Origin of the sequence: Bacillus sp. SRB3LM, assembly GCF_015712745.1 — a bacterium.
Taxonomy (GTDB): domain Bacteria; phylum Bacillota; class Bacilli; order Bacillales; family Bacillaceae_G; genus Bacillus_A; species Bacillus_A thuringiensis_K.
The window spans coordinates 224,035-243,890 of record NZ_VWVQ01000103.1; the positions used below are offsets into that span (position 1 = coordinate 224,035).

Sequence of the window (19,856 nt, forward strand, 5' to 3'; positions counted from 1 at the left end):
CCACCACTATTAATAGTGGTGGTTTTCATTTAATAACTAATTTGACTGTTTATTTTATATTAAAACCAGCGCTCAGTTACAACTTTTTTACGTGTATAGAATTGAACGCCATCTGTACCATTTGTACCTAAATCACCAAAGAATGACGCTTTATTTCCTGCAAATGCGAAGAATGCCATTGGTGCTGGAACGTTTACGTTTACACCGATCATACCAGCATCGATATTATCACGGAACGTTTGTGCATGTTTACCGTTTGACGTATAAATAACTGCACCATTTGCAAATTTAGATTGATTTGTTAGTTTAATACCTTCTTCTAAATCTTTAACTCGTACAATGCTTAATACTGGAGCAAAAATCTCATCTTGCCAAATTTTCATTTCTTGATTCACGCCATCAAAGATTGTCGCACCTACAAAGTAACCTTCTCCAACTTCTTCATTAATTTTACGGCCATCTACTAATAAAGTTGCCCCATCTGCTACACCGCTATTAATGTAGCCTAAAACGCGCTCTTTATGAGATTCACGGATTAATGGTCCAACATAGTTCTCTTCGTTAAAGCCATCGCCTACTTTTAATTTTTTCGTTTCTGCTACTAATACATCAATGAATTCATCAGCAATTTCATCCACTACTGCTACTACTGAGCATGCCATGCAGCGCTCTCCACTACTTGCAAATGCAGATCCAATTACACCTTGTACTGTTTTCTCAAGATTGCAATCTGGCATTACAATCGCATGGTTTTTCGCACCTGCTAACGCTTGTACACGTTTTCCGTGTTTCGTACCAGTTTCATATACGTAACGTGCTACCGGCTCAGAGCCAACGAACGAGACAGCCTGAATATCTTTATTTTCTAAAATGCTATTTACAACATCTTTTCCGCCTTGTACTAAATTTAATACGCCTTTTGGGAATCCTGCTTCATAGAATAATTCTACAAGTCGCTCCGCTAAAAGTGGCGTTCTTTCAGATGTTTTTAATACGAATGTATTACCGCAAGCAATTGCAAGTGGGAACATCCATAACGGAATCATCATCGGGAAGTTAAACGGCGTAATACCAGCAACAACTCCGATTGGGTAGCGCCAAATTGATCCATCAATTCCGCTAGCGATATTCGGAAGTGCTTGACCCATCATTAAATTTGGCGTAGATGTTGCAAGTTCTACCGCTTCAATACCACGCTGTACTTCACCTGTTGCATCCGTTAGCGTTTTACCATTTTCTAGCGTAATGATTTTTGCAAGCTCATCTTTGTTTTCTTGTAATAGCTGTAAATATTTATATAAATTTCTTGAACGATTTGGAACTGGTACTTTAGACCATGTTTCGAATGCTGCTTTTGCCGCTTCAACAGCTTTTTCAACATCTTCTTTGGGAGATAGTGGAACGTAAGCGATAATTTTTCCAGTCGCTGGATTTGGAACTGCTTCTACTTCCGTACCTGTCGATTCAACCCACTCACCGTTAATGTGATTTTTTACTCGTTTAATTTCAGTTGTAATCATTGTATTCTCTCCTTTGTATAATTTATTTTTGATTAGAAATTAATTGCTCGCTAACTTTCTTATATAAAGCAGCCATATCGTTTTCACCATATCCAGCTTGACTCGCTTCGTCATATACGTTTAATAACATTTCGCTTACCGGTAAATGGAGTTCGCTTTCCTTAGCTAAGTCAACTGCAAATCCTAAATCTTTCTTCAATAAGTTCACAGTAAATCCTGGCTCATAGTTTTCAGGTGCTATAAAACTTTTATAATTACGTTCATAAATTCTACTTTGACCGTAACTTACATTTAAAATATCAAACATTTTATCTAAATCCATATTGTTCTTTTTCGCTAATGTTAAAGCTTCACTCACACCAGCTGTATAAAAACCAATTAATAAGTTATTAATTAACTTAACAGTTGTACCACTATCAATCTGCTCACTAACGTGGAAAATGTTCGCGCCTAGTACGCCCATGATAGATTCCGTTTTCTCATATACCTCTTTTGATCCACCAACCATAAACGTTAATGTACGGTTTTCGGCTCCGATTACACCACCGCTCACAGGTGCTGCTAAAAAGTCTACTTTCTTTTTCTTTGTAGCTTCCTCTAACTGTTTGTTTAACTGCGGCGATACCGTACTTGTATCAATGAAAACTACATTCGAGTGACCATTTTCAAATAATCCTTCAGCTCCAAAATATACCGCTTCAACAGCGCGAGGTGAAGGTAAACTTGTAAAAACTACATCACATGTTTCTGCTAGTTTTGAGATTGATAGACCGATAATTCCGCCTTCTTTTTCAAAGGACGCTTCCGCCTCTTTATTTAAGTCCACGCCATATACTGTGTAACCTGATTTAACTAGATTTTTTGACATTGGAAGGCCCATGTTACCTAAACCGATAAAACCAATCTTTTTCATATCGCTTTCCTCCTATTTACACAATATATTTCCCGCGATTTATAATAGCTTTCGCAATTTCTCTCTTCTTCGTAAATACGTTCGTGTATAAAGGCACTAATAATTGACGGATTTCAGCTAAAATCACATGTCTATCTTGTTCTTCTGTAACAGCCGCTGAAAGTACAGAGATCACCGCTTCTTCTACTTTACGGTATCCTTCTTCACAAATAACATCCGTTATTAGTTGCTTCGTACGTTCTTTTTCCTCTCCATTTTTACGTACCGCTTTTCTCGTACGTAAAAATGCTGATTCCATGACGTACACGTCCGTCAACATATTTGAAATTACACGTGAATATTCTTGTTCTTGGTCAATTTTTAGGCCTGGAGTTTTAGAGAGCGTTTTCAAAGATTGTTTCAACAATTTTTTCGCTAATAAAATGTAACGATGGTTTCTTTCTACATTTGCTACATTACTTTCTACTTCAGTGTCTTCTAATTGTTCGATTTGTTTCATTAACATTTTAGCAACTGTTAATCTATTAATTTCGTTCGTTCCTTCAAAAATACGACTAATTCTTGCATCACGATATAATCGTTCTACCTCATACTCTTGCATATAACCGTAACCACCATGAATTTGTACAGCTTCATCTACGATATAAGCAAGTGTTTCAGAAGCATTTACTTTATTCAGTGCACATTCAATTGCAAATTGGGACATTTTCTTCATAAGATCTTCATCGCTCTCATGAATTGCTTCATCGATTACACCTGCTGTACGATAAGCTGCACTTTCGGCTCCATATGTAGCAATGATCATATTTGCAATTTTCTCTTGAATCATCGTAAAGTCTACTAATTCCGTTTGGAACTGTTTTCGCTCTTTTCCATATTGAACCGACAAACCAATTGCTTGTTTTGCTGTTCCAATATTTCCAAAAGCAAGTTTAAGTCTAGCAAAGTTAAGAATATTAAGGGCTACGTGATGCCCTTTCCCAACTTCCCCTAAAACATTATCAGCAGGGATGACAACATCTTCTAAAATAAGAGTCGCTGTTGAAGAACCTTTAATCCCCATTTTCTTTTCTTCTAATCCAATAGATACACCTTCACATGTTCTTTCAACAATAAACGCTGTCATTCCTTTATTTGTCTTCGCAAAAACAACGTATACATCTGCCATATGAGCATTTGTAATCCATTGCTTCTCACCATTTAACTTCCAAGCTGTTCCCTCTTCATTCAATACGGCGCTTGTTTTTGCACTTAATGCATCCGAACCAGCATTTGGCTCTGTTAAAGCATAAGCCCCAATCCATTCTCCCGATGCGATTTTCGGTAAATATTTTTCTTTTTGCTCTTTCGTTCCATAATATATGTAAGGCAATGTACCGACACCAGCGTGTATATTAAAAGAAACGCTAAACGCACCAGCGTAACCCATTTTCTCTGCTACAAGACCTGAGACAGCCTTTCCTAACTCGAACCCGCCATAATCTTCTGGTACCTCAATGCCTAATAATCCAAGTTCCCCAGCTTTCTCAAATAATTGACGAGAAACTTTATAGTTATGTTGTTCAATATTCTCCATTTGTGGAACAATTTCTTGTTTAACGAATTGTTCTGTCGTTTTTGCGATTAAATCTTCATCACCTGAAAAATCTTCTGGTGTAAAGTAAGTATGATTTATATCTTTATTAAGTGAAAAAAATTCATCCCATGGTAACTTCGTTTTCTCCATATGTATCCCCCTATCATTCGGCTTTCATAGCTTTTTGCTTATGCTCGTCTACGATGAGTGGAATATCTTTTTTGAAAATAGAAGGCGATGATTTTTCACATCAAGCATTTTATTTTGCCAAAGATGTATTTTCATCGCCTTCGCTGCTTTATCTATTGATCTTCTGATAATACTGTTTTTGCAATACCAGTATCTAACTCTTCAAAGTCATGATATGAAATTGTTTGGTATAATTCACTTCTCGTTTGCATATTAGAAAGTGCATCTTTTTGAGAACCTGTTTCTTTAATTAAAGCAAACACATTTTCATACGCTTTCGCTGCAACGCGAAGTGAAGTTACAGGATAAATAACCATTTGGAAACCCATATTCGCAAATTCCTCTGCACTATAATATGGAGTTTTTCCGAATTCAGTCATATTCGCAAGCAAAGGTGCATTTACCTTACTATTAAATAGACGGAATTCTTCCTCTGATTGAAGCGCTTCAGGGAAAATTGCGTCTGCACCTGCTTTTACATATGCATTTGCTCTTTCAATTGCTTCATCTAATCCTTCAACGCCACGAGCATCAGTACGTGCTACAATGTATAAGCTCGGTGCAACTTCTTTAATCGCTTTAATTTTTTGAACCAATTCTTCTGTAGTAACAAGTTTCTTACCATTTAAATGTCCACATTTTTTTGGTAATTGCTGATCTTCAATTTGGACAGCTGCTACTTTCGCTTCCACCATTTCTACAGCTGTTCTCGCCACATTTAGTACACCACCAAATCCTGTATCAATGTCAACAAGAACAGGTAAGTCTGTAGCTCTTACTAAATCTCTTGCTCTCTCAGCCACTTCAGTAGACGTCACGATACCTAAATCTGGTAAGCCTTTACTTGCAGTATAAGCAGCTCCTGATAAATAAAGAGCTGAAAAACCTGTATTTTTCGCAACAAGAGCTGCCATTGCATCATGAGCACCTGGAATTTGCAAAATTTCATTTGCTTCTACTAAAGCTCGGAATCGATTCGCAAGCTCCTCTTGTGTTGACTGCTTTTTCACAACCCAAGCCATTCTAAATTCCCCCCTATTATTAAATTAAGAATAGATCTACAAATTCGTTTACATTCATATTTTCTAGTTTTTCTTCATTTAAACAAACTTCATGAATTTGTTCTTGTTGCTTACTAGAATAATGACCTGCCATATTTGCAGTGAATTTTTGAACAACTTTTGGAATTGCTTCGTCTCTACGGAAGCGGTGACCAAGTGGATATTCACATTCCACATTTTCTGTTACTGTGCCATCTTTAAAGTGAACTTGAACAGCGTTGGCGATTGAGCGCTTGTTCGGGTCAAGGTAATCTAAACTGTACTGTTTGTTTTCAACAACAACCATCTTATTACGTAATTCATCTACACGTGGATCGTTTGCTACTGCATCTTCATAATCGTCTGCAACGATATCTCCTTTTAATAAACCAATTGCCGTAATGTATTGTAAACAATGATCACGATCAGCTGGGTTATTTAATGGACCTTCTTTATCAATAATACGAATTGCTGATTCATGAGTTGTAATTGTAATACGGTCAATTTCATCTAATCTCTCTTTAATTTCCGGATGCAACTTCACTGCACATTCTGCAGCCGTTTGTGCATGGAATTCTGCTGGATATGACACTTTAAATAATACATTTTCCATTACATATGACTCTAGTGGTCTTGCTAATTTTAATTCTTGTTTATTGAATAATACATCTTGGAATCCCCATCCTGGCGCAGATAATGCTGTTGGATAACCCATTTCACCTTTTAGAGCAGTCATTGCAAGATGAACACCGCGGCTCGTTGCGTCGCCTGCAGCCCATGATTTACGTGAGCCCGTATTTGGAGCATGACGATATGTACGAAGACTAGAATTATCAATCCACGCATGTGATAATGCATTAAAGATTTCTTCACGTGTTCCGCCAAGCATTTTCGCAACTACTGCAGTTGTTGCTACTTTTACATATAATACATGGTCAAGACCAACTCTGTTTAAGCTGTTTTCTAAAGCAAGCACGCCTTGAATTTCATGTGCTTTAATCATCATTTCTAATACTTCACGTACTTTTAAAGCTTCTTTTCCTTCTGAAATACGAACACGGCTAATATAATCTGCAACTGCTAAAATTCCGCCTAGGTTATCAGATGGATGTCCCCACTCTGCTGCAAGCCAAGTATCGTTATAGTCTAACCAACGGATCATACATCCGATATTAAATGCACCTTTTACTGGATCTAGTACATAAGACGTACCTGGTACACGTGTACCATTTGGCACGATTGTTCCTGGCACAACTGGTCCTAGTAATTTCGTACATTCTGGATATTGCAGTGCTAAAATTCCACATCCAAGTGTATCAAGTAATACGTAACGAGCTGTACTGAATGCTTCTGCACTAGTAACCTCTTTATTTAATACATAATCGGTAATCTCTTCTAATAATGCATCTTTTTGCTTAATTTCATTTGTTTTAATCATGCTATTCTTCCCTTTCTGTCGAAAATTCGTTATTATTAATGATGGGTGTCGGTCAAACACCCATCTGGCGGGCGGCGCTAACAACTCCCCAGTTGTTCTTATTTACTAAGTACATGTCGCTCGCCAATATAATTTACACGAGGACGGAACAAACGATTATTTGCATGTTGCTCAATAACGTGCGCACATAACCCCACTGTTCTAGAGCTAAAGAAGATTGGTGTGTAAAGTTGAATTGGAATACCTAACATCCAATATACTGGAGCTGCATAATAATCAAGATTTGGATAAATTCCTTTTTCTTTTTCCATAATCTTTTCTCCAGCTTCACACATTTCATATAGTGTATAATCACCTTTTACATCACATAACTGTTTTAAAGCTTCCTTCATCATAAGTGCTCTTGGATCCATCTTCTTCATATAAACACGGTGTCCAAAGCCCATAATTTTTTCTTTGTTATATAGTTTCTTCTGTAATAACTCTTCAAATTTCTCAACATTACCAGCTTCTAAAAGCATGTACATAACCGCTTCATTTGCACCGCCATGTAAACTTCCTTTTAAAGATGCAACTGCACCTGTTAAAGCACCGTATAAATCTGATTGTGTTGATGCAATAACGCGAGCTGTAAATGTAGAGTTTGGCATTTCATGCTCACTATATAAAACAAGGGAACGATCAAAGATCTTTTCCTCAAGTTCAGTTGGTTTTTTACCAGTTAACATATAGAAGAAATTCGCACTATAAGATAATTCTTTAAGAGGTTCAATTGGCTCCTCATTATTTAAAATATGATAGCTATTCGCTACAATGTTTGGCACTTTACTTAACAGCTTGTACCCTCGGCTTTTATTCACTTCTAACGAGCGGTTTTCGATATCATTATCGTAACCAGCTAACGCTGACACACCTGTACGTAATCCATCCATGGGATGCGTCTCTTTAGGCAATGCCTTTAGTACGTTGAATACACCTTCTGGTACTGCATATTCTTCTTTTAATTTCTTTTCAAGTGTTACTTTTTCATCTTCATTCGGTAGGTGTTCCTCCAATAAAAGGTGCACAATGTCTAAATACTCTTTTGTTTTTGAGAGTTCGATTAAGTCATACCCTTGAATTACAATTTCACCTTTTACTGTGTCAAGAAACGAGATTTTCGTCTCCGCTGCCACTATACCATCTAATCCCGGGGAAAATTTCTCTTCAGCTTTCATCATTATTTCCTCCAATCCTAATAGATCTTCGTGCACATAACTGTAAGCCTTTACAATATTGTGAAACTACATTTCTATTTCAATGTATCAGAGTTTTTAGAAGATTTCAATTTATTTTATAATGATAAGTTTCCTACACTTTTCTTACTGTAACAATACAATTTTTTGAAAATAATTCTTATATTTTATAAAGAAAGGATAGACTTCTTTGCGTATTTTCAAAAACAAGATATAAAGATTTTTCATATAACACCGCCAAATATACAATTATTCTAATTTTATTTGAGAAATAGAAAAAACGAGCTGTACATAAATACAGCTCGTTACTATATGATATTTATTTCACTATCTCTTAAATATAATTTTTATATAAAACTTATTCATTTTTAATAAAGTTATTATTTTACATAATTAAATTGAATTTCTTCCATTTCCTCATGATAATCATAGTTTTGAAAATACCAAAGATCATCAGAATCTACAAAAAATATAATACCTTCCTTCTCAACTGACACTATTTCGCCATCGGGTTTCTCAGCAACAACCCCTAAAGAATATCCGGGCTGAATTGAACTATCCCCTCCGTACCTTACAGTAAAACGTACAGATTCACCGTGCTTTATACGTAATTCTTCCTGGAACCATTGCAGAGCTTTACGATCAATTGAAATTCTCATCTTTATTCCTCCAGTTTACGCAAACTCTTTTTTTCCTAATCGTTGTTTTACAAAGAAGACGAAAATAATTAAGGCTATCAATGCTGAAATTGCACTCCCTGAAAATAAAATACGATAACCAAACATTTGTGAAACAACTCCAAGTAAAATAGCACCTAACCCGATTCCTAAATCAAACGCTGTAAAAAATGAAGCATTTGCAACTCCTCTTTTACTCGGATCGACAATTGTAAGCATTGCCGCTTGCAAAGCTGGCTGCGCTGAACCAAATCCAATACCGTATAATGTTGCTGCGATAATTACACCTATCAAACCATTTGAGATAGTTAAAACAACTATAGCTAAAATAGTAATACATAATGCTGGAAGTATGATGAATACTTCTCCATACTTATCTAATAGTTTCCCTGAAATTGGTCTTACAATTGTTAATGCAATTGCATATACAAGAAAGAAAGTTCCCGGGTTTACATGAATTGATGATGCAAATAACGGTAAAAAGGTTGTTATTCCTCCATATGCAAACGATAAAAAGAATACTACAATCGTGATTGTTAATACGGATTTCTCAAATAGCTGAATTTTCCCTTTTTCTTTTTGTGGCGTAAATGGGATCTTCGTTATTAATGATAATACAACTGCCATAAAAGATAACAACGTCGCTAATAAAAATAGACCATCAAATGAATAATTTTGCACAACCCATAATCCAATCATAGGTCCAATCGCCATTGCAATTGTCATCGCCATCCCATACCAACCCATACCTTCACCGCGGCGTGAATCTGGAATAATATCCGTTATTGCTGTTCCAACAGCTGTTGTAGAAACAGCCCATGTTACTCCGTGAATAACACGTAAAACAACTAAAAGGACAATAGTCGATGCTATATTATAGGAGTACATCGTTAAGCCAAAAAAGATGAGTCCGAAAATAATAAAGGATCTTCTACCATATTGATCTAACATTCCTCCAATAATCGGTCGTATTACAACAGCAGCTATTGTAAACATCCCCATCATAAGTCCAACTTGCGATTCATTGCCGCCTATCTCTTTAATAAAGAGCGGGAGCGTTGGAACAAGTAAATAAAATCCTGTAAATAAAAATAACATTGCGAAAGTCATTTGAATAAATGATTTCGTCCATAATCGTTCCATAAAAATACCTCCATACACTCGTAAAATATTACGATTAACACCCTCATTGTATATTTTTTTTATCTCTTTTCCCTCCTCAAATAGACGTATCTTTTCATATTAAATAGTCCACCATCAGCTTACATTAGTCTTAAGACTTTGTACGCATATTTTAAACGAAAGTCCTATATATGTACCTTTATACGTGTGAAAAGAATATACTAATTTATTAACACAACTTAGGAGTGAATATTTTATGTGGGTATTATTAAGAGTAACTGCCGTAGTTCCTTCGACTCCTGGGATACATGTTCCTGCAGTTCATACAGCTAGCTCCGATGTAGGAATTGAACTTCCCGCAACTTGGCAGCAATATCAAATTCCCGGTCAAGTTACCCCATCATTTTGGCATCATGGTACACACCCCAGTAGTACTCCCATTCATAGCCATAGTTATCCTCCACTACCTCCGACTCAAGTCTTTTATCATTTCCCTTCAATTTTTTTTCAAAATTTTCATGGTACGTTTAACATTTAATAGCTATCACTGTATTACCCCTACATTTTAATAAGGCGAACCTTTAATCCAGTTTTAACATAACAAAGTCGAATTCCTTAAATAAGAAATTCGACTTTTTAATTGTTTTTCAAACTAAAGTAACCGTTAAAGAAAGACATTTATTAAAGATTTGAATATAATTTTTACTTATTTAATACTTTATATGATTCATCATAGTTAGTCCCTTTGCAGGATAACCAACACATACCATCATTTGCAAGTAGACTTTTCTCTCTTTACGTTAATTCACTCTTTTTCTTCTATCCAGCCCTTAACATTACATTTTCTGTAGCAAAATGAAAAAAGCACTTAAGATTGTAAATTTCCACAAATCTTAAGTGCTTTTTGAAAACTTTTCTATAAATTTTTCTTATTGTCCATTATTGGCAGGAACCTCTCCTGCATTTCCACCATTATTTGGTTGTACTGTTGCAGGTGGGGTTGGAGTTCCTTGACCTCCATTATTATTCGCTGGAGGTGTCGTTCCTTGACCTCCTCCGTTATTTGCTGGAGGTGTCGTTCCTTGGCCTCCTCCGTTATTTGCTGGAGGTGTCGTTCCTTGGCCTCCTCCGTTATTCGCTGGAGGTGTCGTTCCTTGGCCTCCTCCGTTATTCGCTGGAGGTGTCGTTCCTTGACCATTTCCGTTATTTTGTTCATTTTGTTTCTTTTCTTCTTCTTGTTTCTTTTGCTCTTCTAGTTTCTTTTGTTCTTCTTGCTTCTTAAGTTCCTCTTGTTTCTTTTGTTCTTCTTGTTTTTTCAGTTCTTCTTGTTTCTTTAATTCTTCTTGCTTTTTCTCTTCTTCAGTTTTTTGCTGTTGATCTTGTTTTGGTTGCTCCGTTGTATCCGGTACGCTAGTATTTGGCGATGAATCACGTTTTTCACCTTTTATACGTAGCTCACTACCTTCTTGAATAACGCTACTTGGCATTTTAAAGCGTGATTTATCTGTAGCCATTTCACTCATCATTTCTTTAAAAATCAACTGTGCAATTTTCGTATTTTTACTACTAATATACTCGTCTTTGCCATCTTTCATATACCCAGTCCATACTGCCATCGTATATTGCGGTGTATATCCAGCAAACCAACTATCACGAGTTGCACTTTCTGGAATTTTATATTGAGCTAATTGTTTTGATGAGTAGTTTGTCGTACCCGTTTTACCAGCTACATCTAAAGATGCTATATTTGCAGCTGTACCAGTACCTGATGTAACTACAGAACGAAGCATATCTGTAATCATATATGCTGTAGAGTCTGCCATAACTTGTTTTGGTTTTTGTCCAAAACTTTGTGACTTACCATCTGGATAAACGACTTTCTTAACAAAATGCGGTTTCGTATATTTACCCTCATTACCAAATGCCGCATAAGCGCCCGCTATTTCAGTTGGTGATACTTCATTTGTACCAATCGCTGTTGATTCAGTCGGTGCTGCATTAAATGTAATTCCTAATTTCTCAGAGAAGTCTTTTGATTTATTAATTCCCACTTCTTTCGCAGTCTTAATTGCTGGGATATTTCGTGACTTTTCTAATGCTACACGCATTGTAATAGGGCCCATATGACTTCTATCTGCATTTCGAACTTCTTGACCCGTTGAATACTTAAATGGAGAGTCATCAATTTGATGGTACGTAGCCCATTTTAAATATTCAATTGCAGGAGCGTAATCGAAAATCGGCTTCATCGTTGAACCAGCTGCACGATCTAATTCAATTGCCATATTATGCCCTTTAAATACAGCTTTATTTTCTCCACGGCCACTACCTATAGCACGAACTTCTCCTGTTTTCGTATCCATAAATGTGAATGCACCTTGGAATTTATCGTTCGGATAATCAATGATATTATTATTTAAAATATTATCAGCAAGTTTCTGTGCTTTCGGATCTAACGTTGTATAAATTTCTAAACCGTCAGAACCGATATTAGCATCTGGTAATTCTTTTTCTACTTCTTTCACAACTGCATCCATAAATGCAGGGTATGGCATTGTTTGTAGTTGAGCTGCAGGCTTAAGCCCCTTTTCTACGTCAACTTTTGATGCTTCTTCCATTTCCTGTTTTGTTATATATCCATGTCGGTTCATTAAACTTAGAACAACATTTCTTCTTTCTGTTGCTTTTTGAACATTTTCTTTTTTCGTTGGATCATAGTTATTCGGTGCTTTCGGTAAACCTGCAAGCATCGCAACTTCTGGTAATGTTAAGTCCTTCAATTCTTTACCATAGTAGTTTTGTGCTGCTGTTGCGATACCATATGAACGATTACCTAAGTTAATTTTATTTAAGTACATCTCTAATATTTCATGTTTTGAATACTGTTGTTCTAGTTTATAAGCTAGATATATTTCTTGCGCCTTACGCTTTGGTGTTTTATCCATTGATAAGAAGTAGTTTTTAATAACTTGCTGCGTTATCGTACTTCCACCTTGAGAGCCATAATCTCCTTTAAGACTCACTAAAACAGCACGGGCAGTACCTTTAAAGTCTACTCCGCTATGCTCATAAAAACGTGAATCTTCTGTCGCTAAAAATGCATTTTCTACTAATTTAGGTATTTGATCATACGTAACATTCGTCCTTTTTTCTTTTCCATATTCATATACCAAATCCCCGTTTTTATCATAAATTTTTGAGGATAACGGATTAACAAGTTTTGCTTTTTCCAGTTTTGGTGCGTCCTTAATCATTACGAAAAAGGTAGCAACCCCCGCCACTAAACCAACAATACCAAGTAATAAACAAGTAATTAAAAACTTGCGAAAGAATGATGTTTTACCTTTTGGTTTTTGTGTTTTAGAAGCTGGCTGTTTTTTCTTTTTAACTTGTCGTCGTTCCTCTCGAGAACGATAATTTTCTGACATGTTACTTTCTCCTGCCTTTCAATTCTCCCGTTGATTTACTTAAAAATATTGAGGTCACCTTCTAAAATGAATTTGATTAAGAAAGTATATTGACCTGGAGCATTCAATATTTTCCTAATTCACAGATTATAAATTTTAGAATACTTCTTATACAAACTATTTTCACTTCTATTTTTCCTAATAACGCTGCCCCTCTAAGCATAGAATGTAAAAAGTGAATTTTTAATACCTCGTATAAATAATATACCTTTTTTTCAAATGGTCAATATTTTCTTATTTATAAATCAAAGGTGAAATAAAAATAGCACAACGATATGTACTTCGTGTGAACTTCCTTATAATTACGTATAACAAATATTTAATATATTGCATATAAGTATAATACCTCTTTAATTATAAAGATTTCAACACCACAATACCGTTGCCTACAAAGAATTATTAAAAATGAAAAATAAGGAGTTGCATAATAATGAAGCTATCTCCGGTTACCTCAAAAAATATAGTTGCTGTTGGTTATAATCCTTTTTCTATGATTTTGCGAATCCAATTAAAGAATGGTATGTATGATTTCTTTAATGTACCAGAAAGCATTTATACTGGCCTATTACATGCACAATCTAAAAGTTATTATCATAATACTTACATTAAAAATTCTTTCCGCCACACAAAAATTTAAACTTAACACCCACTAAAAAAGAAAGGAGGTTAATCCTCCTTTCTTTTAAAAACATTTTGCAGATGAATTATCTTCGATTCCTCTTATTAATTTCATCATATGCTTGAATTTGTTTTTTCAAACGCCGATCAGCTTTTTTATCATGCACTACAAGAATTGCATGTATAACCCCTGGAACCCAAAATATTAATGTTAATATGAAATTTATGATTGCCTGAATTGGTTTTCCACAAAATAATACAGCAACAGGTGGAAGAAAAATTGCTAATAAATACATCATCCCTTGAAAACTCCTTATTTTGTATTTTATATATCACTTTTCAAAATATACGCAAAAAAACCTACTACCATTTTAATCTTAACCTGCCTCTAAAATCAATGTATCTCCTTCTATTTATATAAGTATTTCAGACTTTTCATTGTTTTCTAGCCTATTTTCTTCCTCTATTGCAGTTATTCCAATTGCGGAAATTAACGTTCCTGTCGCTTGTATCCAAATACCAATGAGTGCAATGATTCTCTCATCCTTCTTATCAAAAATACTATCTTTATTTTCTTTCTCATCTTTCAATACATTTAAAACACCTTGATACGCTTGTAATCCAGCTCCTAAACTTTGCATGGAGTTACCCAGTATAATAATTTTCTGTAATACATTTATATCCACCAAAGCTGCTTCTACTCCTAGAAAAGCACCAATCGATTGTAAACTGTTCCCTGTAATGATAAGATAATCATTTTCTTTCAATTGTTCATTTATATTAAAATATATTCCTATTACATTTGATATATTTCCTAATGCTAATAACTCAATTCCTATTTGATCAAGTAATTTACTTTGATTCTCTCTTTTTTCTTCCCCATCCTCATAATTGCTCGCAATGATTTGTAATATATACCCGAGGGCTTGTAATGAGCTTCCTACAATAACAAGTTCCGATTCAACTTTCTCTTCTCCAATAAATCCTCTTGTCGTTCCAATAGCAGCTGTAAGATTCCCCCCTACTTGAAACCATGCCCCTGTCACTTTTAAACTGCTTGGATTCATTTTTATCACCTATTCAAATATTTTCTAAAGCTTTCAAAACAAACAAATCTCACCCTTAATCTTTTATTTTATTTTTCAGATGTAATTTTGTGAATGATATAATGTGCTACTAATATAAAAAGCACCTTAAAGGTGCTTTTTATATGCATGCTGGGCATGTCAATGAATCTCCATTTTTATCTATTGTTATATTCAATATATATTCAATTGCTTTATGTGACCAAGTTTCAGGTGTAGGCGATTCATTTATATATTGTGGCGCACATGACTTCAGCATTGGAGTACTAATACTCCCTCCAGGATCTAAAGCAACTACAGCCATGCCATGGGGTAATTCCAGGGCCATAGATTTAGTGATACCTTCAATTGCAAATTTCGAGGCACAATATGGCGCAAGCTCAGCTTCACCTTCTCTCCCCCAACTAGAACTCATATTAATGATAATTCCTTCTTTCCTAGATACCATTGCGGGAACAAACGCTCTTATTACATTTACTACACCATTCACGTTTACATTCATTACATTTTCGAATTCTTGAGCCGTAATTTTCCAAAGTTGTGCATTTTGATTTACAATCGATGCATTATTTATTATCAGATCGGGAGCCGTATGTCTATTAAGTATATAATTTGCCCAGTTATTAACTTGCTGAGAATCTGAAACATCAATTACTTGGAAATCATGTATTTTACTGTGCTGTTTTTTTAGTTCTTCAATTTTATTTTTTGAACGTCCACAACCATATATGTTCCACCCTAATTCATGAAATCGATCAACCATCGCACGTCCTAACCCTTGTGTCACGCCTGTAATAATTACAGATTTACTAATTTCTTTTCGCTTCATTTCTCTCATCCTCCTTCCCTATATCTTACTCTCTTCATTTTTATTCAGCGATTTACTATAGTATCAACTCAACTCATACTTTAGTAATGGTTTTGATATTGCATACATAAGCAAAAAAAGTAACCATCATGGTTACTTTTTGCTATATATCTAAAAATTCATTGTTTATTTCATTATTGTTTTTACATTTCAACTTCTCTTTTTCACATTTCTCACACTGGTAAATCCTTTTTTAAAATCCTCATTATCCTGCCTCTTAATAAAAATATATTTATGTTTACAATGCGATTCACCCAAATAATTTTTAAACCACTTTTTCAACACAACACATTCCACCTTTATGATAGAACCTTTATTTAGCTGCTTTATTATATACTTTTATTTAAATGTTCAATCTCATCTTGCAATTTTTTAAATTGCTCAAAATGCATGGTAATAGATTGGCTACTACCATAATCAACATTTTGTTTCACTAATATAACACCCGTATCATGAAAAAGCGCTTCAAGTTCTTTCCTAATAGACACTTTCGCAATATGGGCTGTTTTAATTGCAGATAAAATTGCAATTTCATTAAACTTTAATTTTATTTCATTTGGACAAAATGCGGCTTCAACTAATATAACTTCATTACTATAAATTAATGCAACAAGATTACTTGATTTGGCATCTGTTAAATCAACTTTTTTCATAATATCTTTCATTACATTTTGCCTCCTTTATTTTCATATATATCAATTATACAAAATTTTTTAAAAAAATTACTCAACTTTATTATATTAATTTTAACACACTTTTATTGAAATCCACGCTCCAAACGTTTTACTATTCCACAATTTTTATTGTATGAACCATCTGGACTATAACTCCATATAGTAATGTTAACAACTTATTATAAAGCAGGTGAAAATTATGCCCTCAGTTGTAGGAAATTTAGTTGTACAAAATAGCAATGGATCATTTAACTTAGGTGATTTCTACAACGTATCTCCGAAAGAAAATACGAAAGCTTATAATGGTTCCGGCGCATCAAACGTTGGTTTTGTTGTTAATACTTTTAGCGGTGTTAGCGCGACCAATACATTTGATTCTGACCTTGCAGATCAAAACCAAGTGGGTACAGCCTAATCTTATGTTCAACTTTCTGTATAGAAAATTTTAATTTGTCTATACTATAATCAGGCTGTTTGACAGCTCTTGTTGATTTTGGAGTACCCTATCTTTTTCTCCCTTTCCCTGGGGCTCAGCAGCTAGCACGAAGCTAGCTGCTTTTTCTTGTATTATTTGTCTCATAAATCAGAAATAAAAGAAGCTGCCATTTAATATTCAGCTTCTTTTACGTTATTTCAATAATATCCATAGCGTTAAATACGTAAGTTTTATAAAAGGCGTCTGTACAAATTACAATTTGTTTTACCGGATTGATATGTACAACAGTCATGTAGCTTGTTAGTATGTAACCATCTTCAAAATATGTTACCAATATTTCTTTCTCAGACAATAATGACGTTAATAATTTATCAGAAATTCTCTCTTTTGCTTCATTTGTTAAAAGCGGTTTTTGTACTTTTAATTTCTCTCCAATAATCTTTCTCATATTTAAAAGTTGTTCGGACATTACTGTAAACGGAACCCACTCTCTTTCTTCTTTTTGTATCTTTACATCGTTCATTTTTTATCTCCTTGATCATTTATACATTTATTTAGCCATACTATCCCTTAGTTATTTTTAATACTCACTAAACTCGGATTTACTTCTAAACTATAATTAGGTTACCCCTTAAAAGAACATTCGTTCTTATTATACACGAACTTACGTTCTTTTGAGAAGAGCCATACTTATTATTTCTTAACAAAAAACATAATTTTATTTATCTCCATACTTTTTTCCTTTATCAAATAAACTTCTCATTTCTTATATAACATGCATATAACAACTAAAAGGCGACTTCACCCAAAGTGAAATCGCCTTTTTCTAAAAAATATTTCAAAGCTTATTTTTCTATCCTAACTAATGTTCTTTCTGGAATACATAATTCATCTATATTAAAATGATTTATTTTTAAGTTCAATTCCCCTACTCGTTCCTTATCTTCATCACCAACCCAACAACTACATAATTCGAAATAGTCTCCATCTTCCAAATAACCTTCCATAATCTTGCATAAAGTTAAAAGTTTTTCTTTCGCTTCTTTTTTTCCTTTACATTTTGCCACTCGACAAGTTCAATTCCCCAACTAGTTGAAACCTCATACGTGTAATTTGTTTGGAATTGATAATCTTGTACAATTTCAAGCATACTTTCATCTGAAAAACACGGTCCAAAAACAATTAGATTATTAGAATCCGGATCCGTTAACGGAATTTCTATATTACAGCCTATGTAACTTGCTAAACTCATTTTATACTCCTCCAGTATTCGTATAAAAAATACTTCATAGTATATTTATTTACTCAAATATAAAATCCCTGCCTAAACGAAAAAGTTTTAAATTTTTATCGTTTATTAACCATCTATAACTGAAAACATATACTATGATGAACGAACTCACAAAGCATAAGAAAAGAGAGCATTTACAACACTCTCTTTTCTTACATACTCTATGGAACTTTACAAAACTGAATCAATGATTTTTATTATTATATTTTATTACATATACTTAGGTTGTACTATTATATGTAACTCTCTCTCTGTATCCGCTTTTTTCGGATGACGAAAATAATTAAGTTCGTACTTTAACACTTTATACTCAACCATCCCGATTTTAATCCCTTTCGTTTCTTTTAATATAGCTAATAAATCACTTACATTTTCATCATATGACTCAAAAATTTTCGCGCCGCCCTCTCCTTGAAAGATTACTTTCATATATTCTCCACCACCTTAATTTATTGATGTGGTAAATGACGCGTTTAAAACAATTCATTCTTTATCCTAAAATTTTCATATGAAAAAGAACATCCTTTCCAATCGAATGCTCAGCTTTTTACTAATTATCCATGTTAAATATTTATTCAAAAACATTATATGTATTATTTTTTAAATTATGTTCGATATCCATTATTAAAGAGTAAATATATGTAATAAACTTGCATAATGAAAACCTTAGAATATTCACTTTCGTTGAAATAATTATAATCCATAATTTCCCATTGTAATTCTTAATATTTAAATGTAATATTGTATTGTCTTACTATCTATTTATAACTCACACACTAATTAGAAAAAGGGAACTCTATATGAGTTCCCTTTTCTAATTATGATTACAGTCATTATTTCTTTTCTAGAAATTTAAATGTATCTTTAAATTCTTTATTATTCACTTTAATATCAGCATCTTTCAATAAATCATTGACTACTTGTTGTTTCCATTTACCTGTCGTATCTTGTAGTCTTTGTTGTTCTATATCTTTACGAATTTTATCCTTTACTTCATCAAATGGCTTCAATTCTTTTTTATCCGTCACTTTAATAATATGGTAACCGTAAGTTGTTTTAACCGGCTCACTTACTTGGCCTGCATCTAATTTATACGCAGCTTCCTCAAATTCTTTCACTGTTTGCCCAGGAGCAAAACTAGATATTTCCCCGCCCTGTTCCTTTGAACCAGTATCTTCTGAATACTGTTTTGCTAAGGCAGCAAAATCTTCACCATTATTTACTTTCTCCTTTATTTCTTTAGCCGTTTTTTCATCTTTCACTAAAATGTGACTTACTTTCATTTCTGGTTTATAGTTATCTTTCACATCTTTATCTGTAACTGTTGCTTTAATCGCTTTCTCAAATGCAATTTCTGGCTTCATTTTTTCTTTTAATTCATCTTCATTTTTCAACCCAAGTTGTTCTAAAGTCGATTTAAAGTTCTCGCCCATTTTATCTTTTGCTTCTTCTACTTTCTTTTTTGCTTCCTCATCTGAAACTTTATATTTATCTAACAATGCCTTACTTAACATCATTTGATATAAAGTACTTTCTCCATATTGTTGTCGTAATTCTTTACTTAATTCTTTCTCTGTAACATTTCCTACTTTTGATGTTACTACGTTGTCTGAGGAACCACATGCAGATAATGCTAGCATCATGCATGAAATAATTGTTCCAATAAATATTTTCTTCTTTTTCAATTCAAATACCTCACTTTTATCA

At 34.1% G+C, this 19,856-nt stretch carries 21 protein-coding genes and 1 pseudogene; 3 read left to right on the plus strand and 19 right to left on the minus strand.

Going from position 1 to position 19,856, the window contains the following annotated elements; translation table 11 throughout:
* Positions 1 to 59: 59 nt before the first annotated feature.
* The 8 genes from F3I02_RS28335 to F3I02_RS28370 form a co-directional block, all read right to left on the minus strand.
* Positions 60 to 1,520 carry a CoA-acylating methylmalonate-semialdehyde dehydrogenase gene (locus F3I02_RS28335; protein ID WP_000633347.1) on the minus strand — a complete coding sequence of 487 codons (1,461 nt, stop codon included), beginning with the start codon at positions 1,518 to 1,520 and terminating at the stop codon, positions 60 to 62.
* A 22-nt stretch (positions 1,521 to 1,542) separates the two neighbouring features.
* Positions 1,543 to 2,433, minus strand: a complete 891-nt coding sequence (locus tag F3I02_RS28340) for an NAD(P)-dependent oxidoreductase (protein ID WP_131249956.1) — start codon at positions 2,431 to 2,433, stop codon at positions 1,543 to 1,545.
* 16 nt (positions 2,434 to 2,449) lie between these two features.
* Positions 2,450 to 4,159 (minus strand): acyl-CoA dehydrogenase family protein, encoded by a 1,710-nt coding sequence (locus F3I02_RS28345; protein WP_196478657.1) that lies wholly within the window; start codon positions 4,157 to 4,159, stop codon positions 2,450 to 2,452.
* A 152-nt stretch (positions 4,160 to 4,311) separates the two neighbouring features.
* A complete protein-coding gene (prpB, locus tag F3I02_RS28350; RefSeq protein WP_131249954.1) occupies positions 4,312 to 5,220 on the minus strand; it encodes a methylisocitrate lyase in 909 nt (302 codons plus the stop codon).
* A 19-nt stretch (positions 5,221 to 5,239) separates the two neighbouring features.
* Positions 5,240 to 6,676 (minus strand): 2-methylcitrate dehydratase, encoded by a 1,437-nt coding sequence (gene prpD, locus F3I02_RS28355; protein WP_000598123.1) that lies wholly within the window; start codon positions 6,674 to 6,676, stop codon positions 5,240 to 5,242.
* A gap of 98 nt (positions 6,677 to 6,774) precedes the next feature.
* Positions 6,775 to 7,896, minus strand: coding sequence for a citrate synthase (gene mmgD / locus F3I02_RS28360; protein ID WP_002041090.1), 1,122 nt, complete (start codon positions 7,894 to 7,896; stop codon positions 6,775 to 6,777).
* A 395-nt stretch (positions 7,897 to 8,291) separates the two neighbouring features.
* On the minus strand, positions 8,292 to 8,570 hold the full coding sequence (locus F3I02_RS28365; protein WP_001222843.1) for a HesB/YadR/YfhF family protein: 279 nt from the start codon (positions 8,568 to 8,570) through the stop codon (positions 8,292 to 8,294).
* Positions 8,571 to 8,585: 15 nt separating this feature from the next.
* A complete protein-coding gene (locus tag F3I02_RS28370) occupies positions 8,586 to 9,731 on the minus strand; it encodes an MFS transporter (protein WP_000440667.1) in 1,146 nt (381 codons plus the stop codon).
* 235 nt (positions 9,732 to 9,966) lie between these two features.
* Between F3I02_RS28370 and F3I02_RS28375 the strand changes: the two genes are divergently transcribed.
* The gene (locus F3I02_RS28375; RefSeq protein WP_000270088.1) at positions 9,967 to 10,248 is read left to right on the plus strand and encodes a hypothetical protein; all 282 of its coding nucleotides are present in this window, start codon (positions 9,967 to 9,969) and stop codon (positions 10,246 to 10,248) included.
* Positions 10,249 to 10,639: 391 nt separating this feature from the next.
* Here F3I02_RS28375 and F3I02_RS28380 read toward each other — a convergent pair whose 3' ends face one another.
* Complete coding sequence (locus F3I02_RS28380; RefSeq protein WP_001293948.1) at positions 10,640 to 13,138, minus strand: transglycosylase domain-containing protein; 2,499 nt, start codon at positions 13,136 to 13,138, stop codon at positions 10,640 to 10,642.
* Between the two features lie 469 nt (positions 13,139 to 13,607).
* On the opposite strand from F3I02_RS28380, the gene F3I02_RS28385 reads away from it, so the two are divergent.
* Positions 13,608 to 13,814 (plus strand): KTSC domain-containing protein, encoded by a 207-nt coding sequence (locus tag F3I02_RS28385; protein ID WP_000777844.1) that lies wholly within the window; start codon positions 13,608 to 13,610, stop codon positions 13,812 to 13,814.
* 67 nt (positions 13,815 to 13,881) lie between these two features.
* On the opposite strand, the gene F3I02_RS28390 is transcribed toward F3I02_RS28385, so the two are convergent.
* The 5 genes and pseudogenes from F3I02_RS28390 to F3I02_RS28410 all read right to left on the minus strand — a co-directional run bounded on the left by F3I02_RS28390 (position 13,882) and on the right by F3I02_RS28410 (position 16,413).
* Entirely contained in the window at positions 13,882 to 14,094 is a 213-nt protein-coding gene (locus tag F3I02_RS28390; protein ID WP_000990219.1) for a YqaE/Pmp3 family membrane protein, read from the minus strand.
* 114 nt (positions 14,095 to 14,208) lie between these two features.
* Positions 14,209 to 14,862, minus strand: a complete 654-nt coding sequence (locus F3I02_RS28395) for a DUF6944 family repetitive protein (RefSeq protein WP_001070047.1) — start codon at positions 14,860 to 14,862, stop codon at positions 14,209 to 14,211.
* A gap of 139 nt (positions 14,863 to 15,001) precedes the next feature.
* Positions 15,002 to 15,709, minus strand: coding sequence for an SDR family oxidoreductase (locus F3I02_RS28400; RefSeq protein ID WP_000823067.1), 708 nt, complete (start codon positions 15,707 to 15,709; stop codon positions 15,002 to 15,004).
* Between the two features lie 142 nt (positions 15,710 to 15,851).
* Positions 15,852 to 16,033 (minus strand): annotated as a pseudogene (locus F3I02_RS34745) (hypothetical protein).
* 44 nt (positions 16,034 to 16,077) lie between these two features.
* On the minus strand, positions 16,078 to 16,413 hold the full coding sequence (locus tag F3I02_RS28410) for a hypothetical protein (RefSeq protein ID WP_196478658.1): 336 nt from the start codon (positions 16,411 to 16,413) through the stop codon (positions 16,078 to 16,080).
* Between the two features lie 208 nt (positions 16,414 to 16,621).
* Here F3I02_RS28410 and gerPF point away from each other — a divergent pair, with 208 nt between their 5' ends.
* On the plus strand, positions 16,622 to 16,837 hold the full coding sequence (gene gerPF, locus F3I02_RS28415; protein ID WP_001141569.1) for a spore germination protein GerPF: 216 nt from the start codon (positions 16,622 to 16,624) through the stop codon (positions 16,835 to 16,837).
* Positions 16,838 to 17,045: 208 nt separating this feature from the next.
* Here gerPF and F3I02_RS28420 read toward each other — a convergent pair whose 3' ends face one another.
* The 5 genes from F3I02_RS28420 to F3I02_RS28435 all read right to left on the minus strand — a co-directional run bounded on the left by F3I02_RS28420 (position 17,046) and on the right by F3I02_RS28435 (position 19,834).
* A complete protein-coding gene (locus F3I02_RS28420) occupies positions 17,046 to 17,381 on the minus strand; it encodes a YolD-like family protein (protein ID WP_001999741.1) in 336 nt (111 codons plus the stop codon).
* A gap of 322 nt (positions 17,382 to 17,703) precedes the next feature.
* On the minus strand, positions 17,704 to 17,925 hold the full coding sequence (locus F3I02_RS35060) for a hypothetical protein (protein ID WP_002164004.1): 222 nt from the start codon (positions 17,923 to 17,925) through the stop codon (positions 17,704 to 17,706).
* Complete coding sequence (locus tag F3I02_RS35065; protein WP_000050497.1) at positions 17,880 to 18,110, minus strand: KH domain-containing protein; 231 nt, start codon at positions 18,108 to 18,110, stop codon at positions 17,880 to 17,882. The genes F3I02_RS35060 and F3I02_RS35065 overlap by 46 nt, the downstream gene beginning before the upstream one ends.
* A 249-nt stretch (positions 18,111 to 18,359) precedes the next feature.
* Complete coding sequence (locus F3I02_RS28430; RefSeq protein ID WP_000864279.1) at positions 18,360 to 18,578, minus strand: hypothetical protein; 219 nt, start codon at positions 18,576 to 18,578, stop codon at positions 18,360 to 18,362.
* 404 nt (positions 18,579 to 18,982) lie between these two features.
* A complete protein-coding gene (locus F3I02_RS28435; protein ID WP_000727343.1) occupies positions 18,983 to 19,834 on the minus strand; it encodes a peptidylprolyl isomerase PrsA in 852 nt (283 codons plus the stop codon).
* Between the last annotated feature and the right edge of the window lie 22 nt (positions 19,835 to 19,856).